Source organism: Vibrio sp. SG41-7 (genome assembly GCF_014164465.1).
Classification (GTDB): domain Bacteria; phylum Pseudomonadota; class Gammaproteobacteria; order Enterobacterales; family Vibrionaceae; genus Vibrio; species Vibrio splendidus.
In genome coordinates this window covers 1-18,414 of sequence record NZ_JACJFF010000093.1, presented here as the reverse complement: position 1 = coordinate 18,414, position 18,414 = coordinate 1, and the positions used below count along the sequence as shown (strand labels likewise).

At 46.0% G+C, this 18,414-nt stretch carries 12 protein-coding genes; 7 read left to right on the top strand and 5 right to left on the bottom strand.

From position 1 onward, the window contains the following. Nucleotides 1-206: 206 nt before the first annotated feature. The 3 genes from H5300_RS19665 to H5300_RS19655 form a co-directional block, all read right to left on the bottom strand. Nucleotides 207-980, bottom strand: a complete 774-nt coding sequence (locus H5300_RS19665) for a hypothetical protein (RefSeq protein WP_182796660.1) — start codon at nucleotides 978-980, stop codon at nucleotides 207-209. A 107-nt stretch (nucleotides 981-1,087) separates the two neighbouring features. After that, nucleotides 1,088-1,813, bottom strand: coding sequence for a class I SAM-dependent methyltransferase (locus H5300_RS19660; protein WP_182796659.1), 726 nt, complete (start codon nucleotides 1,811-1,813; stop codon nucleotides 1,088-1,090). A gap of 375 nt (nucleotides 1,814-2,188) precedes the next feature. Then, nucleotides 2,189-4,771: a molybdopterin oxidoreductase family protein gene (locus H5300_RS19655; RefSeq protein ID WP_182796658.1), complete on the bottom strand. Its 2,583-nt coding sequence runs from the start codon at nucleotides 4,769-4,771 to the stop codon at nucleotides 2,189-2,191. Between the two features lie 471 nt (nucleotides 4,772-5,242). Between H5300_RS19655 and nirB the strand changes: the two genes are divergently transcribed. From nirB to H5300_RS19635, 4 genes are all read left to right on the top strand, one after another. After that, nucleotides 5,243-7,825 (top strand): nitrite reductase large subunit NirB, encoded by a 2,583-nt coding sequence (gene nirB, locus H5300_RS19650; protein WP_102491886.1) that lies wholly within the window; start codon nucleotides 5,243-5,245, stop codon nucleotides 7,823-7,825. Nucleotides 7,826-7,964: 139 nt separating this feature from the next. Then, the gene (gene nirD / locus H5300_RS19645) at nucleotides 7,965-8,309 is read left to right on the top strand and encodes a nitrite reductase small subunit NirD (protein ID WP_004730303.1); all 345 of its coding nucleotides are present in this window, start codon (nucleotides 7,965-7,967) and stop codon (nucleotides 8,307-8,309) included. A gap of 142 nt (nucleotides 8,310-8,451) precedes the next feature. Then, on the top strand, nucleotides 8,452-9,921 hold the full coding sequence (locus H5300_RS19640) for a NarK family nitrate/nitrite MFS transporter (RefSeq protein ID WP_182796657.1): 1,470 nt from the start codon (nucleotides 8,452-8,454) through the stop codon (nucleotides 9,919-9,921). A gap of 167 nt (nucleotides 9,922-10,088) precedes the next feature. Beyond that, nucleotides 10,089-11,879, top strand: coding sequence for a bifunctional protein-serine/threonine kinase/phosphatase (locus tag H5300_RS19635; RefSeq protein WP_182796656.1), 1,791 nt, complete (start codon nucleotides 10,089-10,091; stop codon nucleotides 11,877-11,879). Nucleotides 11,880-11,957: 78 nt separating this feature from the next. Here H5300_RS19635 and cra read toward each other — a convergent pair whose 3' ends face one another. Next, complete coding sequence (cra, locus tag H5300_RS19630) at nucleotides 11,958-12,962, bottom strand: catabolite repressor/activator (protein ID WP_029224404.1); 1,005 nt, start codon at nucleotides 12,960-12,962, stop codon at nucleotides 11,958-11,960. 385 nt (nucleotides 12,963-13,347) lie between these two features. On the opposite strand from cra, the gene fruB reads away from it, so the two are divergent. From fruB to fruA, 3 genes are read left to right on the top strand one after another with little or no spacing between them, the layout of a single operon-like run. Beyond that, nucleotides 13,348-14,481 carry a fused PTS fructose transporter subunit IIA/HPr protein gene (fruB, locus tag H5300_RS19625; protein WP_182796655.1) on the top strand — a complete coding sequence of 378 codons (1,134 nt, stop codon included), beginning with the start codon at nucleotides 13,348-13,350 and terminating at the stop codon, nucleotides 14,479-14,481. A 9-nt stretch (nucleotides 14,482-14,490) separates the two neighbouring features. After that, nucleotides 14,491-15,468 carry a 1-phosphofructokinase gene (pfkB, locus tag H5300_RS19620; protein WP_054547030.1) on the top strand — a complete coding sequence of 326 codons (978 nt, stop codon included), beginning with the start codon at nucleotides 14,491-14,493 and terminating at the stop codon, nucleotides 15,466-15,468. A 15-nt stretch (nucleotides 15,469-15,483) separates the two neighbouring features. Then, nucleotides 15,484-17,244: a PTS fructose transporter subunit IIBC gene (gene fruA, locus H5300_RS19615; RefSeq protein WP_182796654.1), complete on the top strand. Its 1,761-nt coding sequence runs from the start codon at nucleotides 15,484-15,486 to the stop codon at nucleotides 17,242-17,244. Nucleotides 17,245-17,397: 153 nt separating this feature from the next. Here the strand turns inward: fruA and H5300_RS19610 are convergent. After that, nucleotides 17,398-18,414 (bottom strand): AraC family transcriptional regulator (locus H5300_RS19610; RefSeq protein ID WP_259397803.1); only part of this gene is annotated, 1,017 nt, incomplete at its 5' end.

Below are 18,414 nucleotides of genomic sequence, written 5' to 3'. Positions count from 1 at the left end.
AATCGTCGATAAGTAGGCCGAATGTAGAGCGGCAGTCCAAAACCCATCAACATAAGTTTAGCGGATGTTTGACAACCGGGGGAATCCATGTAGCCGCGTTAAGTGGTGAGCAACGCTACCACCAAACCTAAATCATTGTGCCGTAAACACTTAAGCTGAAGCAAACCGAAAATGCCAAGCGTTGGGAATCCGTCTTAAACGCTTTGTTAAATTTCATTTTCGTCGATCTGAGCCTTAAATGAATATTGAGGAAAATCTAACATCATGCCTCTTTCGATAGAGTATTTTTCAAATATATATTGCTTTACAGCTCCCTCGTTACTTCGAGGAATATCGCAGTCAGCGACCATGACATTCTCTTTAGCTTCGAGATCGACAAGGTCAAATATTCCGATTTTTCCAACGAACTTAGATAGAAAAGAAGAAGCTTTAAACTCTGTGTAGTTTGGTGATTTATCGTTAACAAGCAAAACAACGTTTCTATTTGTGATAAGAAAAACACCATCTATGATATTTCTATGCTTAAAGAACTCGCTATGATAAGCGTAGTAACAGCTTGATGCTTCACTGGACTGAGATTCAAAGTCAATGATGTGCTTTCTACCATAAAGCGTTGAAATTATTTGCTCAGCCTGTGTACCTTGCGCTACACCATTTGCAACAATAAACAGTAAGCAGAAATCACTCTTTGTATTTTCTTTCTGCGCTTTCAATTGCTTTATTCCGTTACCTATAACTCCTGAGATACGGTTACGATAACCTGTAGTCCCAACGTGCTCAAATACGCCACCTTCAGCTAACTCTTTTTGTTCACGCTGATGTAATGCTTCATCGTCTGATTTTTCCTTCAATTCGATCAAAACGACTTCTTCCTGTTCAATCAGAAAATCAGGTGTTTTTTCGTCAGACTCAGCAATTTTTCGAGCTTCTACAGAGAACTTTTTGAAGTATTCAATGACTTCATTTTCTAAGTTTTTCATCTATGTCCTTTATGAAATTTAACGCCCCATTAAGCTGTGAGCATACGTGTGCTAAAATGAAGCGAAGCGGAATCGGCACGCGTTTGCGAATCTGCTTGAATGGTTTGTTAGGTGCGTTGAGGTGTAGAGTGAATGAACAGGTATATAGCAAACCCCATTGTTTCACGCCCCCACTTCAAATACGCATATTTCCAATGTCGTCTCGTTTTTACTTTATCCAATAGCTCTATATTCTCTGGGTCTAGCAACAACTCTCGTTCGGATGCTAGCCAAAACGAACTTTCGAAAGTGTCCCAATCTTGATAAGAAGATTGAACGACATAAGCGCATTCAAGACCCAGTTGATTTCCTGCTTCTATGTTTTGAAAGTTTGAGCGTAATTCTAGCGGATCAATACCTGTTGCTAATAAATACTCTTTATCTGGTTCTTTTCGCCAATACGCATCTCCAAGTACAATTACGCCATTGGAAACTATGAGAGACTTCATGTCAGACAATGCATGGTCTAAAGCTTCACCAACATCGCCAAAAGCATGAGTAGAGCCTAAGCTAAAGCACGCGTCAAATACGCCTTTAGGCAGTTCAACATCTTTGAAAGCTGCATTATGAAAGGTGATTTGATCTAAATACAGTTCCAAATTTTCCTTTGCTTTAGCGATCTCCAATTCATCAATTTCAATGACTACCGCCCGACAGTTAAACTTTTCTAAAACTCTTTTAATTAACTCGCCATTACCACAACCAACATCTAAAACTAAAGAGTCCTCATTTAGCCATAGGTCATCTAGCAAGTTATCTATACAACTTGGGCTGATTGGATTGTTATATTTCATAATTACTTTCCATGGTGTTGTTTAATTTAAAAACTTGACATAAGTGTTGGGGTCACGAGCACCTAACAGCTATATTAGACAGAATAATTCTGCATTTTGTCCCTGAAACAATTATGTCTAGTTTCCAAGACACACTTCACTTAGTCCAATAACTCTCTTAATAACATAATCTTACCTACTTATCTTTGTATCAAACATGACGAAAAGCAGAAATTTTCCATATAGTTTCTGCAAAATGCAGAAAACTCCCCAATGTGTGAGTAAACCGCAGTTCAGGCAATGAAGGTTTTATCTTGGGATATCGTATTCAAAAACAAAAACGCCGACATGATTGTCGGCGTTTTTGCTATAGGTATGGTGAGCGAGAGGTAATAACTACTTCGCCATAGTACTCAAAAATTCGGCTTCGAACTCTTCATCGGCTTCTCGGGTTAGACATGCCACCAGCCAATCTATGCTTTCATGGTCGAGCTTACTGTTCACCACGAAGGCCTGCTTTACACCAGACTGACCCAGCTTGGCAGAGCCGTAGTTCTTGAATGATTTGTTGCCGTGGTAATGGAGTGATTTGATTGCCTCCGCGTTGGGTTCTGGTAAGGCATCGAGTGTGTTGGCCAGTTGAATCACCAGCTCCATTGGGTTCTTGGATGATGAGATGCGATACAGAAAACCGCCCTCCACTCTTTGGCGTACCCAGTAATCAAAGCCGCTGCAATCCATCACCTTGTCACTGACCAGTGCCGCTTCACTGCGATAACCACACGGCTCTACCACAACAGGTGTATGTTTGAACTCTGGTTGGCCTGATGCCGCATCAGTATGAGGCAAGATCAAGTCACACGGTTTGCTGTCTTTGGCGGTGGGTGCGTTCCAGTGGATAGGCATGAAGACTTGTTCGCGGCGCATCTCTTTGGTCACCACTAAGCGCGCTTGGCACTCGCCTTGTGCGCTGCGCACTTTCACCACTGGATTAATAGTCGTGTGGTTGAACGAATCTAGCCCGAACTCATCCAAGTTCAGTTCTGAAACGGTATCTGGGTGCATGGCAACAAACGGTTCTGGGGTGTGTTCACCCAAGCCTGCGGCCAAGCCTGTGCGGCTCATGGTGTGCCATTGGTCTCGGATGCGCCCTGTGTTCATGATAAGTGGGAATTCAAGGCTGGTATCGGCAATCGGCTTGTCGTGCTCAACCGCAATAAACTGCGCTTTTCCTGATTCAGTAAAAAACTCGCCAGTGGTGAACATACGCTGCTCGATGATCTCTGGTTGATACTCAAGCACTGGCCATTGCTGTGGTGTGAGCTCGCCATAACCTTTCTCATCCAGTTGCGTGAGTCCAATTAAGCACAAGTCTCGCGCTTTGCCTGTTTCATTGTCGAGCGCTGTCATCTCGCAATACTCTTTGAAGATCTCGCCTTCGTGGCGGAACTCGAACTGCTCTTTGAATCCCATTTTTTGTGCGACTTCTTTTAATATCCACCAATCGGGTTTGGCTTCCCCTGGGCTTGGTAGTATACGGCGTTGGCGTGAGATTCGACGCTCAGAGTTAGTCACGGTGCCCGACTTCTCGCTCCACCCTTGCGCGGGCAGCACTACATCAGCCAAGCGAGTGGTTTCCGTATCGGCAATGCAGTCAGACACCACCACAAATGGGCACTTCTCTAATGCGGCTTTGATTTTTTCGCTGTCAGGCAGGCTCACGACTGGGTTGGTTGCCATGATCCACACGGCTTTGATTTTGCCTTCATTCATGGCATCAAACAGGTCAATCGCTTTTAAACCCGCATGTGTGGCTAAGCTGTCGGTTTGCCAAAACTCGCTGACGGTTTGGTGTGATTGCGGATCACCAAATTCAAAGTGCGCTGCTAAAGTATTGGCTAACCCGCCCACCTCACGCCCGCCCATCGCGTTTGGCTGGCCCGTTACAGAGAATGGCCCCATACCCGGCTTACCGATTTTCCCGGTCGCTAAATGGCAGTTAATAATGGCGTTTACCTTATCGCACCCTTGTGTGGATTGGTTCACGCCTTGAGAGTAAATGGTCAGCACCTTCTCATTCGATGCAAACAAACTGTAGAACTGTTTTAGCTGCTGCTCTGTTAACCCGGTGAGCTCAGGAACGCTTTTGTCGCCCCAGCCTGATTCGGTATAGCGATATTGAGTCGCAGATCGAATCGACTCAGTAAAGCCTTGAGTGTGGTTTTCTATGTAGTCTGCATCTAGCTTGTCGTTATCGTCGAGGTAGCCCAATAAACCATTGAACAACGCCACGTCTGAGCCGGATTCCAATGCCAAGTGAATGTCTGCGATTTCACAGGTGTCGGTATAACGCGGGTCGATGACGATGACTTTCAATGCAGGGTTGGCTTGTTTCGCGGCTCTTAGCCTTTGGAAAAGTACCGGGTGACACCATGCTAGGTTGGAGCCTGTAATCACGACTAGATCGGCTTGCTCGAGATCTTCATAACAGACAGGTACTGTGTCTGCGCCAAATGCTCGCTTATGCCCAACGACAGTTGAAGCCATACAAAGGCGAGAATTACTGTCGATATTGCCGCTACCGATGAAGCCTTTCATCAGTTTGTTTGCAACGTAATAGTCTTCGGTAAGCAGCTGACCAGACACATAAAACGCAACCGAATCGGCTCCAAATTCTTCGATCGTTTGATTGAATTTGTCTGCGACCAACTGAGTGGCACTGTTCCAATCCAGCTCTTGTTTTTGCTCATTCTGAATATAAGCAGGCTGTGTAAGACGACCTAAAGGCGTGACGGTGTCGCCGAGCGCAATCCCTTTAGTGCATAGTTTTCCATAGTTTGATGGATGATCTTTATCACCACGTACTTCTAGTTTTCCTAACGATGTCGGTCTCGCTTCTATTCCACACCCTACACCACAATAAGCACAGGTTGATTTTATCCAGCCGCTGTTTGAATCGGTCATCCGTTTCTCGCTCAATTATCCATAATTGTAATAACTCAAACCAAGCAAATAGCACGCCACTTAATACCAGTCGACCAAATTGAAATATTTCCAATTAAAAACAACAACTTAATTAAAGATAAAATATCAACACTGAACAAAATCGAACTTAACCAAGATAGAAACTTAATTTTTGCACCATCTTGCGGAAAGTTGCACCACAAACGCTCATTTATATAAATCTAACAAAAATTTCACATACCACTTTAGGGGTAATTACGTGCCACCTGCAATTTTTAAATATCTGAAATATATAGATTAAATTTTATTTAAATGAACAACTCGCAATCTGGCACCCTCCTTGCTCCACTAAAAACCAAGACTTAGAAAAACATTTTTGTTTTTCTTGATGATTATGAATTGAGTGGAATCTCAACCCGGTATTCATCTGCTAACGACTAGAAATTAGATGCTAGTGATGGTGACGCCGAGAATAAGGAATGGATTATGAGCAAGAAGAAAATCGTCGTTGTTGGTAACGGCATGGTTGGACACAAATTTATCGACAACATCCTGCAATCAGACAGTGATGAGTTTGATGTTATTACTTTTAGTGAAGAGCCAAGGTTGGCCTACGACCGTGTTCAGTTGACCGCTTACTTCAAGCGCGGAAATGCTGATGATTTGGCATTAACCAGCGAAGAGTATTACCAAAGTAATGGCGTCAATTACCTTCTCAACGCGAGAGTCGCTCAACTAGATACTGAAAATAAGTGCGTTGTGACTGAATCGGGACATACCGAGAGTTATGACACCTTGATTCTGGCGACCGGTTCATTCCCTTTTGTTCCCCCAATTCCCGGTAACGACCAAGAACACTGCCACGTTTATCGCACCATCGAAGATTTAGACGCCATTGAATTATCAAGCAAAGGCAGCAAATCTGGCGTCGTTATTGGTGGTGGCCTACTTGGCTTAGAAGCCGCAAACGCAGTCAAAAACCTTGGCTTGGAAACCCATGTGGTTGAATTTGCACCTCGCCTGATGGCCGTTCAATTAGATGACGGTGGCGGTGCCCTACTGCGCAGAAAGATTGAAGACCTTGGGGTGCAGGTTCACACCGAGAAGGCCACCTCTGAGATAGTCGCGGGTGAGAACGCTCGCTACAGAATGAACTTTGCAGACGGCACCCACCTTGAAACCGATATGATCGTGTTCTCTGCGGGTATTCGCCCTCAAGATGCTCTAGCTCGCAGCTCTAATATTGCCATTGGTGAACGTGGCGGCATCGTGATTAACGATCACTGCCAAACCAACATCGACAACGTGTATGCGATTGGTGAGTGTGCGCTTTGGGACAACAAGATCTTCGGCTTAGTCGCACCCGGTTACTCCATGGCGAAAGTCGCGGCTTCGCATATTGTCTCCGGCGGTACTGACGATGCTGCATTTACTGGCGCTGACATGAGTACCAAGCTCAAGCTGCTTGGCGTCGATGTGGCCAGTATTGGTGAAGTACACGGCAAGACGGAAGGCGCTCAGTCGTATACCTATAACGATGAAATTGAGCAAGTTTATAAGCGCCTGATCATCTCGGCAGACGGTACAAAGATTGTCGGTGCAGTATTGGTCGGTGATGCAGAAGCTTACGGTTCGCTACTGCAAATCAAACAAAACGATATGCCTCTTCCTGAAAACCCATCAGTGTTGATTTTACCTAACGTGGCCGATGATTCAGGTTCGGCAATGGGCGTTGAAGCTCTGCCCGATAGCGCAGTGATTTGTTCGTGTTTTGATGTAACCAAAGGCGACATTAAAGACGCCGTTTCAGCAGGCTGCACCACGATGGCCGCATTGAAAGAAACCACTAATGCGTCGACAGGTTGTGGCGGTTGTTCTGCCCTTGCTAAACAGGTTCTGGATAGTGAGCTGAGTAACCTAGGTGTCGAGGTTTCTAACGATATCTGTGAGCACTTTTCTTATTCTCGTCAAGAGCTAACTGACATCATCCGCGTCAACAAAATCAAGACCTTCGATGAGCTGTTAGATTCTCACGGAAACGGATTGGGCTGTACTGTGTGTAAACCGGCTGTCGGTTCGATTCTGGCTTCGTACTGGAACGATTACATCCTTGAAGATCAACACATAGAACTACAAGACACCAACGACATCTACCTCGGTAACATGCAAAAAGACGGCACCTACTCTGTGGTTCCGCGTATTGCTGGCGGTGAAATCACACCCGATAGACTGATTGTGCTTGGCGAAGTCGCTAAAGAATTCGACCTTTACACCAAGATCACCGGTGGTCAGCGTGTCGACTTGTTTGGCGCGCAACTTAACGAACTGCCAATCATCTGGAAAAAGCTGATTGATGCGGGTTTTGAAACGGGCCATGCCTACGGTAAGTCAGTTCGTACCGTGAAATCGTGTGTCGGTAGCACATGGTGCCGATACGGTGTCGACGACAGTGTTGGCTTAGCGATTCGACTAGAGAACCGCTACAAAGGCTTGCGCTCACCCCACAAGATCAAGTTTGCGGTTTCTGGCTGTACTCGTGAATGTGCAGAAGCCCAATCAAAAGACTTTGGCATTATCGCAACCGACAAAGGTTGGAACCTCTACATCTGTGGTAACGGCGGTATGCGCCCTCGCCATGGTGACCTTTTCGCGACCGACCTTGATGAAACCACCCTGCTGCAATACATCGACCGCATTCTGATGTTCTATACACGTACCGCGGATCGCCTACAGCGTACATCGGTATGGATGGAAAACCTTGAAGGCGGCATTGAATACCTCAAGCAAGTCGTGATTGAAGACAAGCTCAACGTTGCTGAAGAACTTGAAGCCGATATCGCCCTTAACATCGAAAAATACCAATGTGAGTGGAAAACCACCATCGAAAACCCTGAAAAAATGAAGCGTTTCCAGCACTACATCAACAGCGAAGAAATGGACACTAGCCTGTCATTCATCAAAGAACGAGAGCAGCGTTTTCCTAAGCCGAGCTTGAGCTCTTCTTCAGATTCACAACGCGATGAAATGCTAACCAAGGCTGACCAAATCGAAGTTACGGAAGTTTCGTAAGCCGAATGGTTGGTGAGTGAATCAGTAACAACTAAACCCAATATCGATAGTCGACAGTGGCTCAGCCCAAGAAAACTGCTGTCGGCTATCACCCTAATTAAATTGATTATTAGTTTTATGTTTTGACTAGGAGAAAGTCATGGAAAATTGGACAACCGTATGCAACACCCGGGACTTAACCCCAAACGGTGGTATTTGCGCCAAAGTAGACGATAACCAAGTGGCTATTTTTTACTGTAAGCGCAGTGACACGCTTTATGGACTATCTAATTACGATCCTGTTGGCAAGGCGAATGTGATGTCACGTGGTATCATTGGTTCATTAAGCGGTGAGCCTTACGTAGCCTCACCCTTATACAAGCAGCATTACCACTTAGAAACTGGCGCGTGCCTTGAACAACCCGATCTCAAGCTCGTGAAATTTGAAGTTCGCAAGCAAGGAGAACAGGTTCAGGTTCTCGCACCGCTTGCTATCGCCAGTTAACTAAACGCCGACATCATCATGTAAACGCTTTATCAGCGTGAGCAATTTCGGCACAGGGTTTAGCCACATTAATGCGTTCGAATTTCGGAAGTAACGCACGAGCTAAAGCCGGGTAATTTTCCAGATTTAAAGGATTTAAACCATGGATAACACAAAATTTTCGCTGCTTTCATTTACGGGTAAGATGAAAACCTTACACCTAAGTTGGATGGCCTTTTTTATCACCTTTGTTGTGTGGTTCAACTTTGCCCCACTACTGCAAATGGTAAAAACGTCGCTTGGTCTTTCCACTGAAGAGATCAAAACACTGCTGATCCTCAACGTTGCATTGACCATTCCGGCGCGTGTCGCCATTGGTATGTTAACCGACCGATACGGCCCAAGATTGGTCTACTCTTCGCTACTCGCGGTCTGTTCTATCCCTTGTTTCATGTTTGCTATGGCAGACTCTTTCATTCAAGCGGCCATCGCTCGTTTCCTACTGGGCTTCATTGGTGCAGGTTTCGTTGTCGGTATTCGTCTTGTATCTGAATGGTTTCCACACAACGAACTGGGTACTGCAGAAGGTATTTACGGCGGTTGGGGTAACTTTGGTTCTGCAGCGGCAGCGTTTACACTTCCAACTCTGGCTTTAGCGTTTGGTGGTGAAGACGGCTGGCGTTATGCGGTTGGTATTACTGGCCTTATGAGCTTAGCGTTCTCGTTTGTGTTCTACAAAAACGTAACGGATACACCAAAAGGTTCTACTTACTTCAAACCAGCTCAAGTAACGGCAATGGAAGTGACATCAAAGGGTGACTTTTTCTTCCTACTTATTATGAAAATCCCAATGTATGCCGCTTTAGCGCTACTGACATGGAAGCTATCACCAAGCAACATCAACATGTTGTCTGACATGGCGGTGTATTCGGTGTACGCAGGTTTAGCCGCACTTTACGTGTACGAAGTGTCGCAAGTTTGGAAGGTAAATAAGAACGTATTCAAAGAAGAAGTACCAGAAATTCACAGATACAAATTCAAGCAAGTTGCTGTGTTGAACGTATTGTACTTTGCGACATTTGGTTCTGAACTGGCTGTTGTTTCTATGCTGCCACTGTTCTTCTCTGACACCTTTGAATTAACACCAGTTCTTGCAGGTATGGTTGCATCGGCTTATGCCTTTATGAACCTCATGTCTCGCCCTGGTGGTGGTTGGATTTCAGACAAATTCGGTCGTAAACCAACACTGCTTATTCTAACGATTGGTCTTGCTGTGGGTTACTTTGCAATGGGTCAAGTCGACAGCACATGGCCTGTATGGCTAGCGGTTGTCGCAGCGATGGCGTGTTCTTTCTTCGTGCAAGCGGGTGAAGGTGCAGTATTCGCAACAGTTCCTCTAATCAAACGCCGTATGACAGGTCAGATTGCCGGTATGACCGGGGCTTACGGTAACGTGGGTGCGGTAGTTTACCTAACTGTGTTGTCATTCGTGAGCTACCAAACGTTCTTCTTAGTGATTGCTGCAACAGCTGTACTTGGCTTTGTAACTCTACTGTTCATGGAAGAGCCTAACGGTCAAATCGCTGAAGTAAACGACGACGGCAGTGTCACGCTGATTAATGTTTCAAGCTAGGGTCTGTACTAAGAAGCATTGATATTATTGAATCGGGAGAGGCACCTTAGCGGATACATCAACGCTAGGTGCTTCGTTCAAAGGCTCTACGTTCACTAGAGCTTTTGTTCTTCCTAGGATGTTCTGTCAAGGAAGCGGGAAGAAGAACAGTTAAAAGAAGACCAGTTATGACAATTTCATTCAGCCAAGGGCAAGTCGTCACGCCAGAATCCAATAACCAACTGACTTTGAAGTTTGGCGGTTATTCGAATAAAGGCATACGTGATGAAAACCAAGACGCCATCATTGTAAAGCACCCCAAAACTCGTACTGAGCAAGAGTTGAAAGGCAGTGTCGCCTGCATAGCAGACGGGGCAAGTTGCAGTGAACACGGCCAGAAAGCCAGTCACACCAGCGTGATGCAGTTTATCGACGACTATTACGCCACGCCAAATAGCTGGAGCATTCAGCGCTCAGCACAGAAAGTCTTAACGTCCCTCAATTCTTGGCTCTTCAACACGTCAGTTTCTAACATTCATCCTGCACAACAAGTGAACCACAACGCCCTCGTTTCGACGTTCAGCAGCGTGATACTCAAATCGAACACCGCGCATATATTCCACGTTGGCGACAGTCGCATTTACTTACTAAGAGATGGAGAATTACGACAACTGACCCGCGACCACACTCGTAAGAACATGGGACAGAAACATTACCTAACGCGAGCTTTGGGGATGGACAACCAACTCAACGTTGACTATCAAACCCTGCCTATCAAGAAAAACGACTGCTTTATCCTCACATCGGATGGCGTACACGAGTTTGTCTCCCCCAACACATTCAATGAACACATCGATAAGCCTGGAGAGGATTTCGAATACGCCGCACAGACCATCTGTAACACTGCTTTAAGCCACAATAGCTCAGATAACGTGAGCTGTTTGATTGTGCAAGTCAGCCATCTACCTAAACCTTCGCTCATTGAGTTCCATGAAAAGCTGGCTAAACGTGCCATCCCACCCGCGTTAAAGCTCGGGCAAAGTATCGACAACTTTATGGTGCTTGAGGTGTTGTATGCAGGCTCTAGAAGCCATGTGTATCGTGTGATGCAAAAAGAGACACAAACCGAGTTCGTGCTAAAAGTCCCTTCCGTCCAATATCATGATAGCCCTTCGCAACTGAGAGCTTTCTTTAATGAACAATGGGCGGGGATCTTGCTAAACAATAAGAAAGTAATGAAGGTCTACCCGACGCCAGAGAACTCGCAATTTTTATATCAAATCTGCGAATGGGTAGAAGGCATCACGCTAAGACAATGGATGTACGACAATCCAAAACCGTCACTCAATGAAGTACGCGACATACTAGAAAAAATCACACAAGGCATTCGAGTATTGCAACGTGCGGATATGGTGCACCGAGACTTAAAGCCCGAGAACATCATGCTCCAACATGATGGCGAGATTAAAATCATCGACCTTGGCGCTGTATTAGTCAGAGGACTTGAAGAAGGAGAGCTCGCAGACAAAGACGACACTCCATTAGGTGCGGTCAATTACATTGCCCCCGAGACCATCAAACATATCAGCGCGACCACCAGTTCTGATCTGTTCTCTATCGCTGTGATCGGCTATGAGATGCTAACCGGTGAATTGCCCTACTCTGAAATGACCGCACAATCGCTTAAGCAATCTCGCCACCATCAATGGGAATACCAACCCATCACTCAGAAACGAGCGGACTTACCCAGTTGGGTAGATTTGGTGTTACAAAAAGCCTGTGCCGAATCACCAAGCGAACGTCATCAAGTGTTGGGGGATTTTGTGGCAGACCTTTACACACCAAACCAAAGCTTGGTCAAAAGCAAAGCCAAGCAACCTTTGATAAACCGAAACCCGATCCAGTTTTGGAAAGTGTTGGCTTTGTTGCTCGGCATTGTTGCGGTCGTAGAACTGGGTTTATTGTTAAACCCAAGCTAGATACGTTTACGAATTAGCCTAATCTAACCTAGCTTAATCTAAACAAAACGAGTCTAGCCTCGTATAAACTAATGGCACTTAGCCTCGTCTAACTAAGCTTCTTGGCACGAGTTCAATACCCGCTTGGTAACGCTTGGCCGATGCATTTAGCGCCAAAGCAAAGGCGCTATCAGCAATCACTTCGAATTGCTGCGGCAGTGAGTGGACTTTGAAAGGCAAGAAGTCGAGCAGTCGGTTATCACCAAAGGTCGCCAGTTTTACTTGATTGATCAGCTCCGGCTTTTCAACCATCACATCCAACACGCCCTCTAACAAGGTGTAAGACATAGTCACAATCGCATCGGGAACTGTGCCTTTAGCTATCCAGTCTTCAAAAACCTCGCGTCCAGATTCTCTATCAAAGTGCTCGCCATAACCCACAACCATCGGCTTATTTTCTGTTAGCCCTGTTTGTTGAGTATGCGCTTTGTTCGCCGCTTCAAAACCTAGCTGACGTTCACGCGAAATGTTCAGATCAGGTAACGCGCCGATTAAACCAACACTGTGAATGCTGTCATCAAGAATCGAATGCGTCAGTTCAAATGCTGCTTCGAAATCTTCACTGATCACGCAAGCAAAGTGCTCATCGTCTAACGGACGGTCAATCGCAATAACCGGCGTTCCAGAGTTTTGCAGCTTCAAGTAGAACTCATTGGCGTCTGGCATTGAACTCGCCACCAACAAGGCATCGATACGACGACTCACCAAAGCTTCAGCGACTTTACGTTCAGTTTCAGCATCATCATCAGAGCAACCAATCAAAATCTGGTAGCCCACTTTACGTGAGTTCTGCTCTATCAATTTTGCTAAACGCGCGTAACTGCTGTTTTCCAGATCAGGAATAATCAAACCAAATGAACGGCTATTACCAGCACGCAGCGACGAAGCAGCATGGTCTGGTCGGTAGTTATACTCTTCCACCACCGCCATGACTTTCTGCTGCGTCTTTTCACTGATTCTGTACTTTTGCGCCTTGCCGTTGATGACATAACTAGCGGTAGTTTTCGATACTCCAGCCAATTTAGCAATTTCATCAAGTGTCATATGGGTGACCTGTATTTTGTGCGTAGGATCATATAACCAATGATCTGATCCTCGGATTAGTTGAATTATATGCTGAATCGATTCAGTATAAAAGCTGAAAGGATTCAGCAAAATCTGAAAAGTGACTTCAATCATCCTTTTGTATGGATTGAGCGTCATTTGTTGTGATTCAACTTCTCGTTATTAACGAAACTGGAATTACGACACGCAGCAAAACTATTTTGAAAACCAAAATCGGCTTTGCTGAATTTTTTTACACTGAATGCTGAACCGATTCAGCTAAAGTAAAACAAAGAGCAAAGCAACGAGTAAAGTTCACTAATTCTTGCTCTAGACTGAATCGTAGCGATACACAAATTCTCAAGCGATACGCTAAAGAGGCACCATGCTTAAATTATCAAAATCTGACATCACTCTTGGTCAAACGGCCGATGACAAATTCAAAGCTATCCAGAACATTGCTGGCGACCTAACCGCGAAAGGCTTAGTTGACTCTGGCTACGTTGAAGGAATGCTGAACCGTGAAAACCAGAACTCAACATTCCTAGGTAACGGCATCGCGATTCCTCACGGCACCACTGACACTCGTGGCCTAGTAAAAGAGACAGGCGTTGCGGTACACCACTTCCCTGAAGGTATTGATTGGGCAGACGGCAACCGTGTTTACGTAGCAATTGGTATTGCAGCGAAATCTGATGAGCATTTAGGCATTCTTAAGCAGCTAACGAAAGTGCTAGCGGCAGACGGTGTTGAAGAGAAATTAAAGCAAGCGAAATCAGAAGATGAAATCATCGCCCTACTTAACGGCGAAGTTCAACTAGAAGCCGACCTAGACGCTTCTTTGGTTCAACTGCTCTTCCCTGCTAGCGACATGGTTCAAATGTCGGCAGTGGCGGGCGGCCTACTTAAGAACACAGGTTGTACTGACAACGCATTTGTTGCTGACCTAGTAACAAAAACACCAACTCACCTAGGCCAAGGCCTGTGGTTGTTGGGCAGTGATAAAGGTGTAACTCGCACTGGCGTGTCTTTCGTTTCAACAGCGAACCATTGTGAATTCGAAGGCACACCGGTTAAAGCATTGGTGGCATTTGCTGCTTGTAACAGTGCGCACCATTCGATCCTAGCAAACCTAAGCAAGATGGTTTTCGAAGGTAAACAGCAACAACTGCTAACCGCTGACACAGCGCAAGTGATTGGTCTTCTGAAAGGTGAAGCGGTTTCTACAGCCTCTCAAGACGATGACAACTGCGCAGTATTCAAAATCAAAAACGCACACGGCCTACACGCTCGTCCGGGTGCAATGCTAGTTGCTGAAGCGAAGAAGTTTGAATCAACGATCCGCGTTTCAAACCTAGATGGCGACGGAAAAGAAGTGAACGCGAAGAGCTTGATGAAAGTCATCGCGCTTGGCGTTAAACACGGCCACCAGCTTCAGTTTGTTGCTGAAGGTGAAGATGCAGCACAAGCACTTGAATCGATTGGTAAAGCTATCGCTTCAGGCCTTGGCGAAGGTTAAGGAATCGATATGTCTGATAAACAAATCAAAGCCGTTACCGTTACGCTAAACCCTGCTCTCGACCTAACAGGCGCTATCGACGCACTTAATGTGGGTTCAGTGAGCCTAGTAAACAAAGGCTCTCTACACGCGGCAGGTAAAGGCGTAAACGTAGCAAAAGTACTTTCAGAGCTTGGCGCTAAAGTGACCGTAACGGGTTTCCTTGGTCGCAATAACGAAGAAGCGTTCTGCCAACTGTTTGAACAGATGGGCGCAACGGACCGCTTTATCCGTGTCGACGGTGCAACTCGCATCAACGTAAAACTGGTAGAGAACTCAGGCCAAGTAAGCGACATCAACTTCCCAGGTGTTCCTGTTAATGCTGACGCTATCAAAGCGTTTGAAGAAACCTTGTTAGAGCTTGCTGAAACACACGATTACTTCGTAATTGCAGGCAGCTTGCCACAAGGCATCTCTCCTGAGCTTTGCGCTTCTTGGGTTCAACGCTTACACGATTTAGGTAAGAAGGTGCTATTTGATAGCAGCCGTGACGCACTTAAAGCCGGTATCAATGCGCAACCTTGGTTAATAAAACCAAACGATGAAGAGCTGTCTCAGCTGTTCAATGCAGAACTGACAACTCGTGACCAATGCCAACACGCAGGCCAAGCCCTAAGTGAAAAAGGCATCGATAACATCGTGGTATCACTTGGCGCAGAAGGCGTGATGTGGCTAAACCAAGGTGAATGGTTACATGCTCAACCACCACGCATGCAAGTGGTAAGCACGGTAGGCGCAGGTGACACATTAGTCGCTGGCCTATGTTGGGGTCACATGCAACAGATGCCAAAACCAGAACTTATTAAATTCGCAACCGCCCTATCTGCTCTAGCAGTTTCACAGGTAGGCGTGGGCATCACCAGCCAACAAGAGCTGGATTCAGTACTACAAAATATCCAATTACAGTCGCTTAGTGCTCCAACTAGCCAGTTAGACACAAGCAAATAGGACAAAAGGTTTATTATGAATATTACCATTATCACAGCTTGCCCTAGTGGCGTAGCAAACAGCATCATCGCCGCAGGCTTGTTAGAGCAAGCGACAAAAGCACTGGGTTGGAACGCCGCTATTGAATGTCAATCAAGCGTGCTACCAGACTCAACCGTATCGCAAGACGCTATCGACAGCAGCGACGTTGTGGTTATCGCAGCCAACACAAACGTTGATAAAGCGCGCTTTGTCGGCAAAAAAGTGTACCAAGCAGCTATCTCTGAATGCACTGCGGATGCAAAAACATTCCTAGAGAAAGCGGTAGCAGAAGCAACAGTACTAGACGCATCTCAAGTTGAAAGCACTGTTGAAGTGACTGGTACCTCTCCAAACTCTTCTACAACAGCAAGCACAAGCAGCAAGAAGATCGTAGCGATTACGGCTTGCCCGACTGGTGTTGCACATACCTTTATGGCAGCTGAAGCACTTGAAGCAGAAGGCAAACGCCTAGGTCACCAAATCAAAGTGGAAACTCGCGGCTCTGTAGGTGCTAAAAACCAACTGACAGACCAAGAAATCGCAGACGCTGATCTTGTTATCATCGCTGCCGACATCGACGTTCCTCTTGATCGTTTTAACGGCAAAGCGCTGTACAAAACAACGACAAGCCCTGCTTTGAAGAAAACAAAGCAAGAGATGGAAAAAGCGTTCGCAGAAGCTAAACCATACCAACACACTGCTTCTTCAAATTCAGCACCTGCTGACGAGAAGAAAGGCGTGTACAAGCACCTAATGACAGGTGTTTCACACATGCTTCCAGTGGTAGTTGCGGGTGGTTTGATCATTGCACTATCTTTCGTATTCGGTATCGAAGCGTTTAAAGAAGAAGGCACGTTAGCAGCAGCACTGATGACTATCGGTGGTGGTTCTGAATTCGCACTGATGATTCCTGTTCTTGCTGGTTTCATTGCATTTTCAATTGCTGACCGTCCGGGTCTGGCTCCAGGTCTAATCGGCGGTATGTTGGCTAGCTCAACGGGCGCAGGTTTCCTAGGTGGTATCGCAGCAGGTTTCATTGCCGGTTACGCAGCGAAATTCATTGCCGACAAGGTTCAACTTCCACAATCCATGGAAGCCCTCAAGCCGATTCTGATCATTCCGTTTATTGCGAGTTTGTTCACTGGTCTTGTGATGGTTTACATCGTGGGTGGCCCTGTATCTGGCGTGATGAGCGCAATGACAACTTTCCTAAACAACATGGGAACGTCTAACGCGATTCTTCTGGGTGTGATTCTAGGCGCAATGATGTGTTTCGACCTTGGTGGTCCAGTAAACAAAGCAGCTTACACGTTCGGTGTTGGTCTACTGGCTTCGCAAACTTACGCACCAATGGCAGCAATCATGGCAGCAGGTATGGTTCCAGCTCTAGGTATGGGCCTTGCGACTTTCCTAGTGAAAGACAAGTTTGAAGCAGGCGAGCGTGAAGCAGGTAAAGCATCATTCGTTCTTGGCCTATGTTTCATCTCTGAAGGTGCAATCCCATTCGCAGCGAAAGACCCAATGCGTGTTATCCCAGCTTGTATGGCAGGTGGTGCACTAACTGGCGCTATTTCAATGATGTTTGGTGCTCAGCTAATGGCTCCACACGGCGGCTTGTTCGTACTACTGATTCCTGGCGCTATCTCTCCAGTGCTTATGTACCTAGTGGCGATTGCAGCAGGTACGGCAGTAACAGGCTTCGGTTACGCTGCGCTTAAAAAGATGAGCAGCGATAAAGTAACAGCAGAGGCTTAATCCCCCTACTCTGTTTAACGGCTAAACCCGTCGAACAGAGGCTCTTGATAACCGGTTTCTTGGTAAACGGTTCCTTGAAATAAAACAAAGGCTCCTCATTTGAGGAGCCTTTTTATTGGAATTAGCTAGCAAACTGAAACGCTCGGTCTGGTGTTACTTTTCTAATGTCGCTAAAACGGGCAACTGAAATGAAAACGTCACGCCTTCGACATCATCCGTGTCGATCTGGCGAATCATCTCTACCAAATAACCTTGCACATCTAACTTCAAACCTTGTTGTTCAACCGCCTTAAACAGAGCTTCTAACGCTGTGCTGTACGCCACATCCGAAACCAGATAAACGTCGCTGCATAAGTAGTAGCCTTCAGGAATGGTCATATCGTAACGATCTTTCGCGACTTGCCAATTTCCGATTTCAGCGTCGATGTCCTCCCATTTATTATTCATCTGTTTTATTGGTGTGGTGCCCATCAAGTGCGTCGACTTCTGACCATAGATTTCAAATACCGTGTCCCAATCAGGATCTTCCAGTTTAAGCTTTTGCATGCCGCGTTCTGGATACCAAACCAGCTCGATCGGCATAGATTTAACTAGCTCTTTCTCCATCGAAGACTGCACACCTGGATGTGCCAACTTCTGGATGAAGTCTGCCGTTTCCTTAGGCGTCGCGTTGTAGCCCATTTCTCGAATATGTTTTGCAGTAACACCAAGCTCGCGCTTAAGCGCCTTACCTAATGACTGTGACGATGAGTAGCCACAATACTGAGCAATTTCAATCACGCTCCACGGCTCATCGTTGATCAACAAACCCACCGCGATTTGTAACCGAACTCGGCTTAGATACTGACCCGGAGTTTCGTTAAACAACTCAGTAAACTTACGATGAAAGTGGTATGGCGAAATCGCGCTCTCTGTTGCGATTTCTTCCCACGTACGACGCTCACCCCACTCTTCATGCATCAAGGTCAATGCATGCGTAAAGCGTTTTTGAAGGTGCTCTGGCAAAGATTCAATCAATGCAATCTCAGGCACCAATTTAAAAGCTGGTTCTAAATGCAAAGCAGGTTTGGTCTCTTGCGTCATACAATCTTTGGTCTCAGGTACATTGGCTTTAGTCTTACTGTCAGCTAGCTTCACCGAACTGGACAGCTTTATTGAACTGGATAGCTT